Source organism: Achromobacter ruhlandii, from assembly GCF_902859695.1.
GTDB lineage: Bacteria > Pseudomonadota > Gammaproteobacteria > Burkholderiales > Burkholderiaceae_B > Achromobacter > Achromobacter ruhlandii.
In genome coordinates this window covers 273,310-289,647 of record NZ_CADIJL010000005.1, presented here as the reverse complement: position 1 = coordinate 289,647, position 16,338 = coordinate 273,310, and the positions used below count along the sequence as shown (strand labels likewise).

Genomic DNA, 16,338 nt, shown 5'->3' with positions numbered 1-16,338 from the left:
ATCGGGCGCCTCGGCGCCCCGGCCACGCCGCTGGCGTCCGCCGCGTTCAGGCGAAGGTCTGTTCCATCTCGCGACGGAACTGCACCGCGGCCGAACGATCGTCGTATTCCACGTCGCTCCAACGGATCGCCTGCGACTGCCGCACCGCGTGCTTGAGCTTGACCTGGTGCGACAGGCCCAGCGGCAGGTAGCCTTCGTCGACCGAGTCGCGCGCCGGCATCAACCGGCCATACACGGTGTAGCCGCCTTCGCCGTCCAGCAGTTGTCCGGCCTGCAGGTCGCGCTTGGCCGTGGCCACCACATCGCCATGCCAGCCGGCCGGCGCCCCCGTGGGCTCGCGCCGCAGGCCGACGCTGGCCACGCTGATGCCCAGTTCCAGCCCGATCAGGTGATAGGGCTTGTACATGGCGGTGTAGTTGCCGCTGGGATCGGTGACCAGGCCATATTCCTTGAAGCAGCGCCGCACGTAGTCGCTGTCGGCCGCCAGCGTCACGTACACGCCCCAGCGCAGGTCGCGGAACACGGGCCGGCCGTCGCGTTCGAGCGAGGAAATCACTTCCACCTGGCCGCGATGGTGCAGGATGCCGCCATCCTCACGCGGCCGCAGCACGCGCGCCAGGTCGTCCACGCCGCAGGGCGGAAAGTGCAGGCCGGACGGCGAGGGCAGCAGGCCGGTGGCGTTGGACACCGCGGCCATCTCGATGGCGCTCTTGGTGCCGTCCAGGAAGCTGTTGAACATCTGCGCGTTGAAGTCGCCGGCCGCCACCATCTCGGCGGTGAAGCCGTAGTACGGCCAGACGGTGTCGGGCGTGGAAGTGTGGAACTCGGGCAGGTACTTGGTGCCCTTGCCGGCCGCCATCACCTCGAAGCCCGCCGCGCGCGCCCAGTCCACCATCTCGCAGATCAGCGCCGGCTGGTCGCCGTAGGCCAGCGAATAGACGATGCCGGCTTCGCGCGCGCGTCGCGCCAGCAAGGGGCCCGCCAGCGCGTCGGCCTCGACGTTGACCATGATGATGTGCTTGCCGTGCTCGCAGCAGGCCAGCACGTGGGCGATGCCGGCGGCCGCCTGGCCGGTGGCGTCGATGACGATGTCGACGTCCGGACTGGCGATGACCGCGTGGGGATCATCGGTGAAATAGACCTTGCCATGCTTGAGCGCGTCGCCGATGCTGGAGGCGTTGAGCGCGGCGGCGGGCCAGCCGACCCGGGTAAGCGCGGCCCGGGCGCGGTCGGGCGTCAGGTCGGCCACCGCCACCAGCCGCATGCCGGGCGTGCGGGGGGCCTGGCTCATGAACATCGCGCCGAACTTTCCGGCGCCCAGCAGCGCTACGCGCAAGGGCTTGTGGTCGGCTTCTCGCTGCTTGAGCAGTCGGTGCAGATTCATGGTGCAGGCTCCTCCAGAGGTGGGGATACAGCACCACAGGATAGTCCCAACCCCGGCCGCTGAACAGGGCCGGCCACCCCGCCGTCAGGATGTCATCCGGCCGTCATTCGTCGGCCGTATACAACTCGCCCGCCAGCACGTTGCGCCAGTTGGCCCAGGTGATGCGCGGACGGTCGGTGACCTGGCGGTTGTAGGGCGCGTCGAACAGGATGTGCTTCCAGCGCGGCTTGACGGCGCCCTGGATCAACGGCTTGTCGTCGATCAGCAGATTGCCGTGCACCAGGGTCTTGTCCTTGGTCAGGATCAGCCGGCTGGTGGCCTCCCGTCCCAGGTGTTTCTCGACCCACAGGTATTTCTCGGCGACGCAGTTCTCGAACTGCGACAGCGGCGAGGTGCAGATGCGCACGTCCATGCCCAGCGCCAGCAGCTCCTGCACGGCTTCCAGCGCCCCCGGCACCGGGGGCAGGTTGCGGATGAAGCCGGGCGCGGTGTAGATGGCTTCGGCCATGCCGCGCAGCTCGGGCGCGTAGTCCTCGCGGATGTAGAAGGACTTGCGATCCTCGAACGCCACCGGCGCGATGTCGGGGTGACGCGCGCGCCAGGCGTCGATGAAGGCGTGTTCGAAGTCGGCCAGCACGCCGTCTTGGTCGAGCAGGATGATCATGGCGATCCTAAGTCGTTGCGACGCGCTCGATTGTGCCAGAGCGCCGGGTCCGGTTTCAGCCGGGTTGCGGCCGGGAGCGGGCGACGACGCGGTAGCGGCTGCCGCCGTCGGTGGATTCGGATGCCACCAGCACCATGCGGTCATAGCGCCAGGTCAGGGGCGGCGGGGCGCTGGCGGGCGGATCGTGGCGTTCGATGTTGCGCAGCAGCGTGACGTGGGGGCGGAACGGCTGGGTTGGCGGCGTGAAGCCAAAGGCCGACAGCCACAGCCAGAGGCCGTCATGGCTGGCCTGCAGCGCATCCGGTGTCTGCGCCGGGCCGGCCCACAGGATGCGGGGGCGGGCGAAGACGCCGTACCGATCGAGGGTGACGCTGCCGGGTTGCAGGCGGTGGTAGGGAGTGGCGTCGATCAGTTCGTTGGCGATTTCGCGCTCCACCTGCCCCAGGAAGGCCAGGGTCATGTGCAGGGTTTCGGTGCGCATGGGGCGGCCGTGGCTGTGCGGCTGGGCTTGGGTGGCCCAGGTGGACAGGGTGTCGGCCAAGTCAGGCTCGGGCCACAGGGCGTAAAAGAGGCGGAGGGGCGACATGGCGGAGATTGTGCCCGATCCGTGGCGCCGGGGTAAGACACTACTGAACCGTGGGCTTGTTGCTTTGACAGTTGATTGCGGGCGGGGAGGCTATTAGGAATTGTCTGATTTCGATAATCCTTACGAATTGCTGTAATGCCTTCCGCAATAAGGCGATGTCGCCGCGATTTCCTCCCCGCCTCCTTTCTTCCGATCAGAGCATTTTTATGAAGAACACCCTCCTGAACGCCGCCATGCTGTGTGGTTGCACCTTCTCCGCGGCGTCGTTCGCGGCCGACCCACCCGCTGCTGCTCCTACCTATTCCGCGGGCGAGGTGCGCGGCCAGTTGGCCGTCGAGCTGACCATCGGCAAGGGCTGCGAAGTGGTAAATGGTTCGGTCAACGGAGCCAATGCCTTCGGCACGCTGAGCTTTGGCGAGGTGTCGTCGCTGACGAACAACTCGATCGATGCGCAGGCCAAGGGCACGGCGGGCGCCATTGTCCAGCTGAACTGCACCAAGGACGTGTCCTACCGCGTCTCGCTGGATGACGGCCGCAACTCCTCTGGCCAGGGCGCGCGGCGCCTGGCGCTCGTGGGGGGCGGCAAGGACGACTTCGTACCGTACAACCTGTACAAGGACGCCGCGCGCCAGTCGTTGTGGGACAGCAAGAATCCCTATACCGGCACTGGCAGCGGCACGGCGGAAGACATGGTGGTGTACGGCCGCATTCCGACCATGGCGAAGACCCCCGCCTCCGGAAAGTACACGGACATCGTCATGCTGACCGTCAGTTGGTAACGCCTTATCAGGACAGGACCGGCACCGGGTGCGGGTTCCTGTGATCGCCATGCTTCGCCGTATTCTCTTCTCGCTCTGCTGCCTTGCCCTGGCCGATGGCGCGCATGCCCAGACATTTTCGCAGTCTGGCAGTGCCACCCTCGGCGTGCGCGTGGTCATTGCCACCTTGTGCTCGGTGGGCGCCACGTCGACAGGCACCGCCACGGCGTCGTTCGGCAAACTGGATTTCGGCAGCCATCCCAGCCTGGCCAACAGGTTGACCGGGCAGCGGGGCGCGGATATCCGCGTGCAATGCGCTACTGGCGTGCCCTATCGTGTCGTATTGGGCGCGGGCGAAAACGATACGGGTACACAACGTCGGTTGAAGGGGCCGGGGGGAGCCTTCGTGCCATACGCGCTCTTTGGCGATGCTTCCCTGAGCCAGCCCTTGACCGCGAGTGCTCCGGTGACGCGCCTGGGCACGGGTGCGGAAGAAACGATTCCCGTCTACGCGGCGATCAATCCGCAGGCGACGCCGGCTGGTGGGCTGTATCGCGATACCGTCAAGGTAACCATTCAATGGTGACCGCGCGATTGCATGGGCCGCGCGCGCGCGCGACGCTCCTGGCCGGAATCCTATTGCTGGGGAGCGCGCGGGCCGAGACCGTTTCACAGGTGATGACGGTGCGGGCGGCGATCACACCGGGTTGTTGGTTCGGCACTCCCCAGGCGCCACTGCTGTCGCTCGGCACGATCGATTTCGGTGTCGTGTATCGGCTGGACAAGGAGGTGAAGACCCGCTCCAGCGTTGGCGCCGGAAGCGTCGTCATGACGTGCACGCCGGGCACGACGTTCCGCGTCGACATCAACGATGGCGGCAATGCCGGCGCGCTTTGGTGGTATGCCGGTCGGCAGGTCAAGCACGCCGCCAGCGGCAAGGTCCTGAGGTACGAGCTGTATCGCGACAGCGCCTACAGCCAGCGTTGGGGCCAAAGCAGCGAGGGTGCGCAATTCACTGCGACAGGCGGGCCGGTCGTGCTGCCCATCTACGCCAAGCTGCTGAGCACCCAGACGGCGCCCGAACCCGGCGTCTACACCGACGACTTGATCGTCACTGTCTACTACTGATGGCCATTTCCATGAAACTCCCTGTTCGCCTTGCCGGCGCGCTAGCCGCTCTGTGCCTATCGTGCACGGCCTTCGCGGCCGCCTCCATCCTTGTCTGGCCCATCGACCCCGTGATCGAGCACGACGATGCGGGGACGGCGATCTGGCTGGAGAACAACGGCAAGTCCGCCTCCCGCATCCAGATCCGCGCGCTACGCTGGACCCAGGCCAATGGGGCGGACGAGTTGGCGCCGCAGGAGAACATCGTGGTCAGTCCGCCCGCGGCCGAGATCCAACCCGGGCAGCGCCAGTTGCTGCGCCTGATACGCACCGTGCCAGTCCAGGCGGGCAAGCAGGAGGCATACCGCATCCTGATCGACGAGATTCCCGGCCAGAGCGGTCCGGAGCCGGCCGCCGCGCCTGCCGGGCAGGTGGCGGGGCTGGCATTCCAGATGCGCTATTCCGTCCCACTCTTCGTCAGCGGCAAGGGCGCCTGGACGCGCGAGGATGTGCGCAAGCATCCGGACGCCAAGGCCGCCGCCCAGCCGGTGCTCACTTACGCCGTGCAGGCCGGGCAGGGCCAACGCTGGCTGATCCTGCGCAACAGCGGTCCGGTGCATGCGCGCCTGTCGCATGTCAGCTTTGTCGTTGGTGGGCGAGAGGTGTGGAGCGTGCCGGGCCTGCTCGGCTACGTACTGCCTGGCGCTGAAATGCGCTTCGAGGTGCCCGCTTCGGTCCAGGCGGGCGGCACATTGAAGGCCATTGTCAATGCCGATAGGGAACCGCGGGCAATCTCGATCCGGTGATGCTGACGTGTCTGGCTTCCTTCATTCCCTGGCGCGGTGCGGCGCCGCCCGGCTGTGTCCGAACGTCATTGCCCTGGTGTTGGTCGCATGCGCCGGCAAAGTCCACGCCCAGGCGGCCGAAGCGTCGTTCTCCATGCCGGACGGCATCCTGTATCTCGATATCGTGGTCAACGGCAAGTCCGCTGGCCAGGCGCGTAAAGTGGACTATCGGCTGGGGCATTACTACCTGCCCGCGGCCATTCTGAAGGAGGCGGGCGTGAAGGTCGAAGCGCCGGCCCACGAACTGGTTGCCGTCGACCTGATACCCGGGGTGCGGGTGGCGTTGGACAATGCCACGCAGCGGCTGATGATCAGCGTGCCACCGGAGTGGCTGCCCCGCCAGGTCGTGGACATGGCACAGCGGGAGCCTTCCAGCACGCAGGCCGCCAGCTCGACAGGCTTGCTGATGAATTACGACGCCTACCTGAATAATGGGCCGCGCGGTTCCTCGCTATCGGTATGGAACGAACCGCGTCTTTTCAGCGCCTACGGCACGCTGTCCTCGACCGGCGCCTGGCGCCGGACGCTGCGCGGGCAGGACTTTGGCGGCGGTCCCGGCTTCATGCGCTACGACACCCAATGGCGCTATAACGACGCCGCCACCATGCGCAAGTATGTCGCGGGTGACCTCATCACCGATACACTGGCCGATTCCAGTTCGGTGCGCATGGCGGGGTTCCAGGTCGGAAGAAATTTTGCCACGCGCCCCGACCTGGTGACCTTTCCAATCCCGCAGTTCGCCGGACAGGCGGCGGTGCCGACGGCGGTGGACCTGTTCATCAACAACTACCGGATGGGATCGCGTGAGGTCGGCCCCGGCCCCTTCACCCTGCAAAGCATGCCGTATATCAACGGCGCCGGCACGGCAACCGTGGTGACGCGCGATGCCCTGGGCCGCGAGGTGAGCCAGGAGGTGTCGTTCTATGTGTCCAATGATCTGCTGCAGCCCGGCCTGTCCGACTACAGTCTCTCGGCCGGCCTGTTGCGCAGGCGGTATGGTCTGTCATCTTTCGACTACGGTGATCTCGCGGCCAGCGGCGTTTTTCGTCACGGCGTGACGTCCGATTGGACCGCGACGGGATGGGCGCAGGGCGCCGCCGGATTCGCCGCCGCCGGGGTTGGCTCGAATGTCCAGCTGGGGGTGTACGGCGTGTTCAGCGCGACCGTTGCCGCCAGTCATGCCGCGGCCGGTAAGGTGGGGCAGTCGGATGCCTACGCCTGGCGTGTGCGCTCGCCGTATACCGCGTTGATGGGGCAGCCCGCCCAGGGCGCCGCCAATCCGTCCGGCTACAACGCCCAGGCCGTCAATGGCGGGCAGTGGTCGCTAGGCTACTCCTATGCCAACCAGCGCTTCAGTGTCGGCGTGCGCCGCACGCATCGAGACGACGGTTTCGCCAATCTGGGCCGTTACCGCAGCGCGGGGCGCCTGGCGCGGCAGGAAGACCAGGCCACCGCCAGCCTGTCGATGGGGCGCTATGGGTCGCTGGGGATGGGATGGTTCGACGTGGACTACGGGCCGGGACAGCGCACGCGCCTGCTCAACCTTTCCTATGGGATCGCGTTGGGACAGGGCGTCAGCCTCTACACCAGCGCCAACCGCGAGATCGGCACGGGTGGCTACAACGCCCAGTTGTCGCTGTCGATCTCGCTGGGGGATGGATCTTCCGCCAGCGCGAGCGTGAGCCGCGACCGTGACGGACGGCGTTCTGAGCAGGCCAGCTACATGCGGGCCGCCCCCCTGGCCGGCGGCGTGGGCTGGAGCCTGGGCGCCAGCCACAACCCGGGCGCCAGCGTGTACCGGCAGGCCGAGATCAATTGGCGTACCCAGCGTTTCGACCTGCGCAGCGGGGTGTATGGCGCAAGCGGCGATCTGTCGCAATGGGCGCAGCTTGGCGGTTCTGTCATCGCCATGGACGGCGCCGTATATTTTTCACGGCCAGTGACGGACGCCTTCGCACTGATTTCGACGGACGGTTATGCCGGCGTCCCGGTGAGCTTCGAGAACCAGTATGTCGGCGACACCGACAGCAGCGGGCACTTGCTGATTCCTTCCGTCTCGTCCTGGTATCCGGCCCACTTCGAGATCGACCCGGTGAATCTGCCCGCCGACGTCAAGGTTCCCGTTGCCAAGACCGAGGCGGCCATCCGTGATCGCAGCGGGCTGTTATTGCGATTCCCGGTGGAAAAGCAGCGCTCCGCGGTCTTTTCGGCCCTGGACGCCAGTGGCCGGCCGATCGTCCCTGGCAGCCAGGTGCAGGCGGATGGCAGGGACGTCGCCTGGGTCGGCCGGGAGGGCGAGGTCTATCTGGAAACCTTGCCCGCCAACAGCCTGATTAGTGTCATTCCCGCCAATGGCGAGCCGGCCTGCCGCATCACGCTTGGACCGGTGCCGGCACAGGCCGGCATCTTCCGGCTCGGTCCGCTTACCTGCCTATGAACGGCCTTCTCATGCTCAATACGCTTCGGTCGCTAACCCTCCTGCTGGCCTTGTTTGCCGGGCTGCCCGCGACGGCCCTTGCCGCCGACAACAACTGCCAGGGAGGCACCGCGCCGCCCATCAACTTTGGTTCGTTCTATTCCTGGCAGCTCTACAACAGCCAGAATTCGCGGCAGTTCGATTCCAAGTTCACCTGCAACTTTTTCTCGCTCATCAATCTGGGCACCAATTCCCAGTTGAAGGTGACCGCGCGAAGCGCCAACAACGGAGCAATGACCGCACTGTTCGGCATTGCCCGACTTCCCTACAAGCTGTACAGCGATGCCAAGGGAACCATTAATCTGCCTTTCGGCCAACAGGTCGATCTGCCGCAGGGTGGCCTGAGTTTCCTGGGAGCCGGCGGCTCGGTGGGTGGCAGCGTGCAGTTGTTCCTGGAGACACAGGCGGGATCCGTTCCAACGGCGACCTACTACAGCGATACCATTACCCTAACTTGGGAATGGGGCTACTGTTCCCTGGGCGCGCTGGGCCTTTGTGCCCCCTGGTCTTGGCATAGCGGCACGGCTGTCACGACCGTCAACGTCACGGTGGATGTGCGCAAATCCTGCCTGTTCAACGGTTCAGCCGCTGTGCTGGACTTCGGCTCGCAGCCGCTGGTGTCCCTGTTCAAGCCGGCCACCGCCAGGCTGAATCTCTATTGCACCCTGCTGGTGCCGTTCAAAATGTACTTCGGCGAGGGCGAAAACGCGGCGGGCGGCATGCGCAGGATGAAAGGCGCTGGTAACAACTACATCGCGTACCAGCTCTACCTGCCGGGGACAAACACCGCGATCCCGGCAAACACGCCGCTTGGCGGCACGGGCCTGGGGGTGACGCAAGAGGTCACGATCGAAGGTCGGGTCAACCCGGGGCAGGCCGATGTGCCGGTGGGAGACTACATTGATCGTCCAATCGTGGTGATCGAGTATTGAGCCTGTTCACCGCGAGCCTCGCTGGCGCAAAGAACCAGGTCATAGGATAGCGGTCGGAAGGGACGAAAAGGGGTGGATGACCACCCCTTTTCCTTGCCGTCCGGGCGTTAAGGATTCGCCGCGACGTTCTCGGCGCCAGGCACCGGATTGCCCCACCCGCCCCCGATCGCCCGGATCAGATCCACCGCCGACCGCGCCTGCTCGCCGCTCAACTGCACCGCCACCCGCTGCTGCAGCAGCACACTGCGATCCGCTTCGATCACGTCGAGATAGCTGATCGAGCCTTCGCGGTATTGCGTGTGCGAGAGCTTGGCGGCGCGGGCCGAGGCTTCCACCGCCGCGTCCTGCGCGCGGGTCTGGTCGGCCAGGATGCGCAGGTTGGACAGGTTGTCCTCGACTTCGCGGAAGGCGTTCAGGACTGTCTGGCGATACACCGCCACGTCTTCCTCGTACACCGCGCGGGCGCGGTCCAGGCCGGCCTGGCGGCGGCCGCCGTCGAAGATCGGCATCGACAGCGCGGCGCCGACCAGCGGGCCCAGCAGGAACGTGCGGCTCGACCATTGGAACAGGTTGCCCAGTTCCGACGACTCGTAGCCAAACGCGCCCGTGATGTCCAGGCGCGGGAAGAACGCCGACTTGGCCGCGCCCACGCGGGCGTTGGCGGCAGCCATGGCGCGCTCGGCCGCGGCGATGTCGGGGCGGCGTTCCAGCAGCGTCGACGGCAGGCCGGCCGGGATCGACAGCGCCACCTTCTCGATCGGCTTGGGCGGCATCGCGAATTCCGACGGCGCGCGGCCCAGCAGCACGGCCAGCGCGTGTTCACCGGCGGCGCGGCGGCGGTCGATGCCCAGCGCTTCCGATTGCGCCGAGGCCAGCTCGGCCTTGGCGCGCGCCAGGTCCAGCTCGCTGATGTCGCCCGCGTCATAGCGGCGCTGGATCAGTTGCAGCGTCTCGGTGCGCAGTTGCACTGTCTGGCGGTACAGCGCGGCTTCGGCATCCTGCTCGCGCACCAGGAAATAGGTGGTGGCGACATCGGCCTGCAGCGCCAGCAGCACCGAGCGGTACAGCGCCTCGCTCTGCTGCGCATCGGCGGTGGCGGCGTCGGCGGTGGAGGCGACGCGGCCAAACAGGTCGGCCTCGTACGACACCGTGCCTTGCGCGCGCCAGGTGGTCACCGGCCGCGTGGGCGTGCCGTCAGGCAGGCCTTGCGACACCGCCGAGGGGCGCTGGCGGTTCGGGCCGAAGCCCGCGTCCAGGCTGGGGAAGAAGCCGGCCCGGGCCTCGCGTTGCAGCGCGCGGGCCTGCGTCAGGCGGGCGGCGGCGGCCTGCAGGTTCTGGTTGGCCTTCAGGGCCTCTTCCTGCAACTGGTTCAGGCCTTCGTCGCCGAACACCTTCCACCATTCGCCGCGCAACTGCTCTTCCGAGGGCTGGGCGGTCTTCCAGGTGCCCGCTTCCGAGGCGGGCAGGGCGGCTTCCTTGTAGGCCGCCGGCGTGGCGGCCGCGGGCCGTTCGTAGGTCGGACCCACCGCGCAGCCGGCCAGCACGAGCAGGACGGCAAGCAGGGCGGAACCGCGGATCAGTCTTTTGGTCTTCATGACGATTCTCTTGGGCGCGCGCCCCGCCGTTCGGGACGGGACGCGCTGGCTATTTTTGCGGGCCGGATCAGGCGTTGTGCTGCGGCGCGGGCGGCGCGTGCGGGTCGATGTGCGGCACGCACACAGGCGCTTCGTGTGGCGCGGCCGAGTGCAATTTCTTGCCGCCCATCGAACGCAGCAGCACGTAGAACACCGGCGTCAGGAACAGACCGAACAGCGTCACGCCGAGCATGCCGAAGAACACCGCGACCCCCATGGCGTGGCGCATTTCCGAACCGGCGCCGGACGACAGCACCAGCGGCACCACACCCATGATGAAGGCGATCGACGTCATCAGGATCGGACGCAGGCGCAGGCGGCTGGCCTCGATCGCGGCTTCCAGCGGCGAGCGGCCATTCATCTCCAGCTCGCGGGCGAATTCCACGATCAGGATCGCGTTCTTCGCCGACAGCCCCACCAGCACCATCAAGCCGATCTGGGTGAAGATGTTGTTGTCGTTGCCGGTCAGGTAGACGCCGGTCAGCGCCGCCAGGATGCTCATCGGCACGATCAGGATCACGGCCAGCGGCAGGGTCAGGCTCTCGTACAGCGCGGCCAGCACCAGGAACACCAGCAGCACGCTGATCGGGAACACCCACAGGCCGGCGTTGCCCGCCAGGATCTGCTGGTAGGTCAGGTCGGTCCATTCCAGCTTCATGCCGCGCGGCAGGGTTTCGGCGGCCACGCGCTCGGCCGCGGCCTGCGCCTGGTTGGACGAATAGCCCGGCGCCGGTCCGCCGTTGATGTCGGCGGCGGTGTAGCCGTTGTAGCGCACCACCATTTCGGGGCCGAAGGTCTGCTTGACGGTCACCAGCGACGACAACGGCACCATGTCGCCGGCGGCATTGCGGGTCTTGAGCTGCAGGATGTCATCGGCATGCGCGCGGTATTGCGCGTCCGCCTGCGCCCGCACCTGGAACACGCGGCCGAACCGGTTGAAGTCGTTGACGTACATCGAACCCAGGTAGATCTGCATGGTGTCGAAGACTTCCGTCACCGGCACGCCCAGCTGCTTTGCCTTGACACGGTCCAGGTCCACGTCCAGCTGCGGCACGTTGATCTCGTAGCTGGAGAACGCGGGGCCGAGCTCGGGCGCCTGGCGCGCCTTGGCCAGGAACGCGGACTTGGCCTTGTCCAGTTCGGCGTAGCCGGCGGCGCCGCGGTCCTCGATCTGGAACTTGAAGCCGCCCAGTGTGCCCAGGCCCATCACGGGCGGGGGCGGGAACACGGCGATGAACGAGTCCTGGATGGCCGCGAACTTCTGGTTGAGCGAAGCCGCGATGGCATTGCCCGACAGCGCGGCGCCCTTGCGCTCGTCGAAGGGTTTGAGCATCACGAACACGATGCCGGCGCTGGAACTGTTGGTGAAGCCGTTGATGGACAGGCCCGGGAAGGCGATGGCGCTCTGCACGCCGGGCTCCTTCAAGGCAATGTCGCTCATGCGGCGGATCACGGCGTCAGTGCGGTCCAGCGAGGCGCCGTTGGGCAGCTGGGTGAAGCCGATCAGGTACTGCTTGTCTTGCGCCGGCACGAAGCCGCCTGGCACCAGGTACGACACGCCGATGGTGGCGGCCACCAGCACCGCATAGACGCCCATGGCGCCGGCCTTGCGGCGGATCACGCCGGACACGCCCACGCCGTAGCTTTCCGAAGCGCGGCCGAACATGTTGTTGAACCAGTTGAAGAAGCGGCCGAACACGCGGTTCATGCCCCGCGTCAGCCAGTCCGGCTTGTCGTGGTGGCTCTTGAGCAGCAGGGCCGACAGGGCCGGCGACAGCGTCAGCGAGTTGAAGGCCGAGATCACCGTCGAGATGGCGATGGTCATCGCGAACTGCTTGTAGAACTGGCCGGTCAGGCCCGTCATGAACGCCAGCGGCACGAACACCGCGCACAGCGTCAGGGCGATGGCGATGATGGGGCCGCTCACCTCGCGCATGGCGCGATAGGTCGCGTCGCGCGGACTCAGGCCCGCCGCGATGTTGCGCTCGACGTTTTCCACCACCACGATCGCGTCGTCGACCACGATCCCGATGGCCAGCACCATCCCGAACAACGACAGGGCGTTGATGGAATAGCCGAACATCAGCAGCAGGCCGAACGTACCCACGATGGACACCGGCACCGCCAGTAGCGGGATGATGGACGCGCGCCAGGTCTGCAGGAACAGGATCACCACCAGCACCACCAGCGCGATGGCTTCCAGCAGCGTGTGCACCACGGCCTCGATACTGGAGCGCACGAACTGGGTCGGGTCGTATTCGATGCGGTATTCCACGCCCGGCGGGAAGTCCTGGGCCAGCTCGGCCATGGCGGCGCGCACCTGCGACGACACGTCCAGCGCGTTGGCGCCCGGCGATTGCATGATGCCCATGCCCACCGCCTGCTTGTTGTCCAGCAGCGAACGCAAGCCGTATTCCTGGGCATCCAGTTCCACGCGGGCCACGTCCGACAGGTGCGTCACGGCGCCGTCGGGCGAGGTCTTGAGGATGATGTCGCGGAATTCCTCTTCGGTCTGCAGGCGGCCGCGCGCATTCACGTTCAGCTGCAGCGGCACGTCGCCCAGGGTCGGGGACGCGCCGATCACGCCCGCGGCGACCTGCACGTTCTGCTCGCGGATGGCCGCGACCACTTCGGCGGCGGTCATGCCGCGCTGCGCGACCTTCTGCGGGTCGAGCCACACGCGCATCGAGTAGTTGCCCGCGCCCCACACCGTCACTTCACCCACGCCGGTAATGCGCGCCAGGCGGTCCTTGATGTTCAGGATCGCGTAGTTGCGCAGGTAGGTGATGTCGTAGCGGTCGTTGGGCGAGATCAGGTGCACCACCAGCGTCAGGGTGGGCGAGCTCTTGGTGGTCGTGACGCCCAGCCGCTGCACGTCCGGCGGCAGGCGCGGCAGCGCCTGCGACACGCGGTTCTGCACCAGCTGCTGCGCCTTGTCCGGGTCCACGCCCAGCTTGAAGTTGACCGTCAGCGTCAGGTTGCCGTCGCTGTTGGCCTGCGACTGCATGTACAGCATGTTTTCCACGCCGTTGATGGATTCCTCCAGCGGCGAGGCGACGGTTTCGGCGATGACCTTGGGGTTGGCGCCCGGGTACTGCGCGCGCACCACCACCGAGGGCGGCACCACTTCCGGGTATTCCGAGATCGGCAGCTGGAACATGGCCAGCAGGCCGCCCAGCAGCACCAGCACGGACAACACCCCGGCGAAGATCGGCCGGTCGATGAAGAATTTCGAGATATTCATGAACGTTCTCGTTCTGCTTTGCGGTTCACCGGCGGCTTAGTTGGCGGCCGCGGTCTTGACCGGGTTGCGTTGCGCCGCGACCATCGGCACCACGGTCGGGCTCACGGCGTCGCCGGGGCGCACGCGCTGCAAGCCATTGACCACGATGCGTTCGCCAGGGGCCAGGCCGGAGTCCACGACCCGCAGGCCTTCCTGGTTGGCGCCCAGCTTCACCTGGCGGTAGTTGGCGTGGTTCTTGTCGTCCAGCACCAGCACGTAGCGCTTGTCCTGGTCGGTGCCGATGGCCCTCTCGTCGATCAGCACGGCGCTGCGCGGCTCGCTGCCGCCCAGGCGGATGCGGGCGTACAGGCCGGGCAGCAGGGTGCCGTCGGCGTTGTCGAACTCGGCGCGCACGCGGATGGTGCCGGACGTGGCGTCCAGGCGGTTGTCCACCGATTGCACGAAGCCGGTGCGCGAATAGCCTTCCTCGTTGGCCAGGCCCAGCTCGACCGGCACCGAGCCGGCCTTGCCGTTGCGGGCCGGGTTCACGTACTTCAGGAAGGTCTGCTCGTCGACGTCGAACGAGGCGTACATCTTCGAGACCGACACCAGCGTGGTCAGCGGCACCGAGGTGGCGCCGGCGGCGACCACGTTGCCGACCGTGACTTCCGCGCGCGATACGCGGCCGGCGACCGGCGCCTCGATGCGGGTGTAGCCCAGGTTGAGCTTGGCGTAGTCCAGCGCGGCCTGCGCGCCCTGCAGGTTGGCCGCGGCTTCACGCGCGGCGTTCTGCTTTTCCTCGAAGTCGCGGCGGGCGATGGCGTTGTCGGCCAAGAGGCGCTGGCCGCGCGCCAGTTCGGTCGCCGTGTACGAGGCGCGGGCCTTGGCGGCGGTCAGGGCGGCGGCGGCGCGGTCCACTTCGGCCGCATAGGGACGCGGGTCGATGGTGAACAGCACGTCGCCCTTCTTGACGATGCTGCCGTCCTGGAAGTGCACGGCGGTCAGGGTGCCGGAGACCAGCGGGCGGATGTCCACGCGGTCGATGGCTTCCAGGCGGCCGGAATAGCGCTGCCAGTCGACGATGGTCTTGTTGACCACTTCCGCCACTTCGACAGGGGGCGCGGCGGGCGCGCCCTGGGCCTGGGCCGCATTGGCGCCGGCGGGGGCGCGAAACAGGGCGTAGCCACCGCCGGCCGCGATGACGGCCGCGAAAACGACGAGCATAGCAATACGATTACGCGAAACCATGATGTTCCTTGTGGGTGATGTCGGGGTGAAGCGCGCTTGCCGGAACCGCGAGGGGGCGGGGGGCGGCGGGGGCGGGCATCGCGGCGGGTCTGTCAGTCCTGAAACACCGATGTCATATTGCGGTGCAACATGCAACGCGGTTACGTTTCCCTGGTGAAATCCGTCTATTTGGGGACGGGTTCTACCGGGATCGGAATCTGAGGATTGACAGGCCCTGGGGATGGCGCCGGGCGGCAAGGGCACTTCAAGATGGTTTGCATTCTGAGTGTTTTGCCGGCGCGGATAAACACTGCTATCTCGGCAACACTGTTCGGTGGATTTGTCTAATCCTGGCCGAATTCGGGTTATGCTCCGTACACCCCGACCAAATTGCCCTTATAGGACACCGTCGCCATGGACCGTTTTCAGGCTATGCAGGTGTTTGTGCGCGTCGTGGACGCCAATAGCTTCACCCGGGCGGCCGACAGCCTCTCGCTTCCGCGCACCACCGTCACCACCATCATCCAGAATCTCGAACGCCTGCTGGGCGTGCGCCTGCTCAACCGCACCACCCGCCGCATCGGCCTGACGCCCGACGGCGCGGGCTACTACCAGCACTGCGTGCGCATCCTGGCCGATGTCGAGGAAACCGAGGCCTGCTTCCAGGAAGCGGCGCTGCGCCTGAAGGGCCGGCTGCGCATCGACGTGCCGACCTGTATCGGCCGGCTGATCCTGATCCCCTCATTGTGTGATTTCCACGACAAGTACCCCGACGTCGAGCTGGTGCTCGGCCTGGGCGACCGGCCGGTGGACATGGTGCAGGAGGCCGTCGACTGCGTCATCCGCGCCGGCGACCTGGAAGATTCCAGCCTGGTGGCGCGCCGCATCGGCACCCTGCAGACCGTGACCTGCGCCTCGCCGACTTACGTTGCGCGCCATGGCATGCCGCAGACCATCGAGGAACTGCGCAATCACCACGCGGTGCATTATTTCTCCAGCCGCACCGGCCGCAACTGCGCCTGGGATTTCAAGATCGACGGCAAGCACCAGGAAGTGGACATGCGCGGCACCGTGGCGGTGAACGAAGCCGGCGCCTACCTGGACTGCGGCCTGAAGGGCTTCGGCCTGATCCAGACGCCGCGCTACATGGCGCTGCCGTACCTGCAATCGGGCGAGCTGATCGAGGTGCTGCCGCAATGGAAGCCCAGCGCCACCGCGATCTCGGTGCTGTATCCGCAAAGCCGCCAGCTGTCGCCCAAAGTGCGCGCGTTCGCCGACTGGGCGGCCGAACTGTTCGCCAGCTGCCCGCTGCTCAGCGGCCGCGACGAGACCGATCCGGCCGCCGCCAGCTGCGGCGTGTTCCAGCAGCGCCAGATCAGCCAGGCCAAGCAGATGGCCGTGGCGGGCGTGGCCGCCGCCAACGATCCGCTGCCGCGTCGCCGCACCGCGCGCGAAGAGGCCGCCGAGTACGCCCTCTAGGCGAATCGCCGTGGCCAAGGTGG

Annotated in this window: 13 protein-coding genes; 7 read left to right on the top strand and 6 right to left on the bottom strand. The window is 66.9% G+C overall.

Translation table 11 applies throughout. The features are described from left to right. Positions 1-46: 46 nt before the first annotated feature. From HV742_RS09665 to thpR, 3 genes are all read right to left on the bottom strand, one after another. The gene (locus HV742_RS09665; protein WP_175144900.1) at positions 47-1,384 is read right to left on the bottom strand and encodes an NAD(P)H-dependent oxidoreductase; all 1,338 of its coding nucleotides are present in this window, start codon (positions 1,382-1,384) and stop codon (positions 47-49) included. Between the two features lie 103 nt (positions 1,385-1,487). Continuing rightward, the gene (locus HV742_RS09660; RefSeq protein WP_175144899.1) at positions 1,488-2,048 is read right to left on the bottom strand and encodes a 5'-3'-deoxyribonucleotidase; all 561 of its coding nucleotides are present in this window, start codon (positions 2,046-2,048) and stop codon (positions 1,488-1,490) included. A gap of 55 nt (positions 2,049-2,103) precedes the next feature. Further along, positions 2,104-2,634, bottom strand: coding sequence for an RNA 2',3'-cyclic phosphodiesterase (thpR, locus tag HV742_RS09655; protein WP_175144898.1), 531 nt, complete (start codon positions 2,632-2,634; stop codon positions 2,104-2,106). A gap of 206 nt (positions 2,635-2,840) precedes the next feature. Between thpR and HV742_RS09650 the strand changes: the two genes are divergently transcribed. From HV742_RS09650 to HV742_RS09625, 6 genes are read left to right on the top strand one after another with little or no spacing between them, the layout of a single operon-like run. Further along, positions 2,841-3,413 carry a Csu type fimbrial protein gene (locus HV742_RS09650; RefSeq protein WP_157809394.1) on the top strand — a complete coding sequence of 191 codons (573 nt, stop codon included), beginning with the start codon at positions 2,841-2,843 and terminating at the stop codon, positions 3,411-3,413. A 49-nt stretch (positions 3,414-3,462) separates the two neighbouring features. Further along, positions 3,463-3,978 (top strand): Csu type fimbrial protein, encoded by a 516-nt coding sequence (locus HV742_RS09645; protein WP_063568825.1) that lies wholly within the window; start codon positions 3,463-3,465, stop codon positions 3,976-3,978. Continuing rightward, positions 3,972-4,520: a Csu type fimbrial protein gene (locus HV742_RS09640; protein ID WP_100504937.1), complete on the top strand. Its 549-nt coding sequence runs from the start codon at positions 3,972-3,974 to the stop codon at positions 4,518-4,520. The genes HV742_RS09645 and HV742_RS09640 overlap by 7 nt, the downstream gene beginning before the upstream one ends. A gap of 11 nt (positions 4,521-4,531) precedes the next feature. After that, a complete protein-coding gene (locus tag HV742_RS09635; protein WP_049078173.1) occupies positions 4,532-5,305 on the top strand; it encodes a fimbrial biogenesis chaperone in 774 nt (257 codons plus the stop codon). Between the two features lie 7 nt (positions 5,306-5,312). Continuing rightward, positions 5,313-7,781 (top strand): fimbria/pilus outer membrane usher protein, encoded by a 2,469-nt coding sequence (locus HV742_RS09630; RefSeq protein WP_175144897.1) that lies wholly within the window; start codon positions 5,313-5,315, stop codon positions 7,779-7,781. Further along, entirely contained in the window at positions 7,778-8,752 is a 975-nt protein-coding gene (locus tag HV742_RS09625) for a Csu type fimbrial protein (protein WP_175144896.1), read from the top strand. Before HV742_RS09630 ends, HV742_RS09625 begins: the two co-directional genes overlap by 4 nt. Positions 8,753-8,859: 107 nt before the next feature. Here HV742_RS09625 and HV742_RS09620 read toward each other — a convergent pair whose 3' ends face one another. From HV742_RS09620 to HV742_RS09610, 3 genes are all read right to left on the bottom strand, one after another. After that, positions 8,860-10,347 (bottom strand): efflux transporter outer membrane subunit, encoded by a 1,488-nt coding sequence (locus HV742_RS09620; RefSeq protein WP_049076548.1) that lies wholly within the window; start codon positions 10,345-10,347, stop codon positions 8,860-8,862. 67 nt (positions 10,348-10,414) lie between these two features. Next, positions 10,415-13,630, bottom strand: coding sequence for an efflux RND transporter permease subunit (locus HV742_RS09615; RefSeq protein WP_175144895.1), 3,216 nt, complete (start codon positions 13,628-13,630; stop codon positions 10,415-10,417). Between the two features lie 36 nt (positions 13,631-13,666). Beyond that, complete coding sequence (locus HV742_RS09610) at positions 13,667-14,857, bottom strand: efflux RND transporter periplasmic adaptor subunit (RefSeq protein ID WP_080977511.1); 1,191 nt, start codon at positions 14,855-14,857, stop codon at positions 13,667-13,669. A gap of 393 nt (positions 14,858-15,250) precedes the next feature. Here HV742_RS09610 and HV742_RS09605 point away from each other — a divergent pair, with 393 nt between their 5' ends. Then, positions 15,251-16,315 carry a LysR family transcriptional regulator gene (locus HV742_RS09605; RefSeq protein ID WP_049076545.1) on the top strand — a complete coding sequence of 355 codons (1,065 nt, stop codon included), beginning with the start codon at positions 15,251-15,253 and terminating at the stop codon, positions 16,313-16,315. The last annotated feature ends 23 nt before the right edge of the window (positions 16,316-16,338 follow it).

Coding starts and splice junctions, on each gene's coding strand:
- HV742_RS09665 (WP_175144900.1), bottom strand. CDS start 1,384: ATGAATCTGCACCGACTGCTCAAGCAGCGAGAAGCCGACCACAAGCCC.
- HV742_RS09660 (WP_175144899.1), bottom strand. CDS start 2,048: ATGATCATCCTGCTCGACCAAGACGGCGTGCTGGCCGACTTCGAACAC.
- thpR (WP_175144898.1), bottom strand. CDS start 2,634: ATGTCGCCCCTCCGCCTCTTTTACGCCCTGTGGCCCGAGCCTGACTTG.
- HV742_RS09650 (WP_157809394.1), top strand. CDS start 2,841: ATGAAGAACACCCTCCTGAACGCCGCCATGCTGTGTGGTTGCACCTTC.
- HV742_RS09645 (WP_063568825.1), top strand. CDS start 3,463: ATGCTTCGCCGTATTCTCTTCTCGCTCTGCTGCCTTGCCCTGGCCGAT.
- HV742_RS09640 (WP_100504937.1), top strand. CDS start 3,972: ATGGTGACCGCGCGATTGCATGGGCCGCGCGCGCGCGCGACGCTCCTG.
- HV742_RS09635 (WP_049078173.1), top strand. CDS start 4,532: ATGAAACTCCCTGTTCGCCTTGCCGGCGCGCTAGCCGCTCTGTGCCTA.
- HV742_RS09625 (WP_175144896.1), top strand. CDS start 7,778: ATGAACGGCCTTCTCATGCTCAATACGCTTCGGTCGCTAACCCTCCTG.
- HV742_RS09620 (WP_049076548.1), bottom strand. CDS start 10,347: ATGAAGACCAAAAGACTGATCCGCGGTTCCGCCCTGCTTGCCGTCCTG.
- HV742_RS09615 (WP_175144895.1), bottom strand. CDS start 13,630: ATGAATATCTCGAAATTCTTCATCGACCGGCCGATCTTCGCCGGGGTG.
- HV742_RS09610 (WP_080977511.1), bottom strand. CDS start 14,857: ATGGTTTCGCGTAATCGTATTGCTATGCTCGTCGTTTTCGCGGCCGTC.
- HV742_RS09605 (WP_049076545.1), top strand. CDS start 15,251: ATGGACCGTTTTCAGGCTATGCAGGTGTTTGTGCGCGTCGTGGACGCC.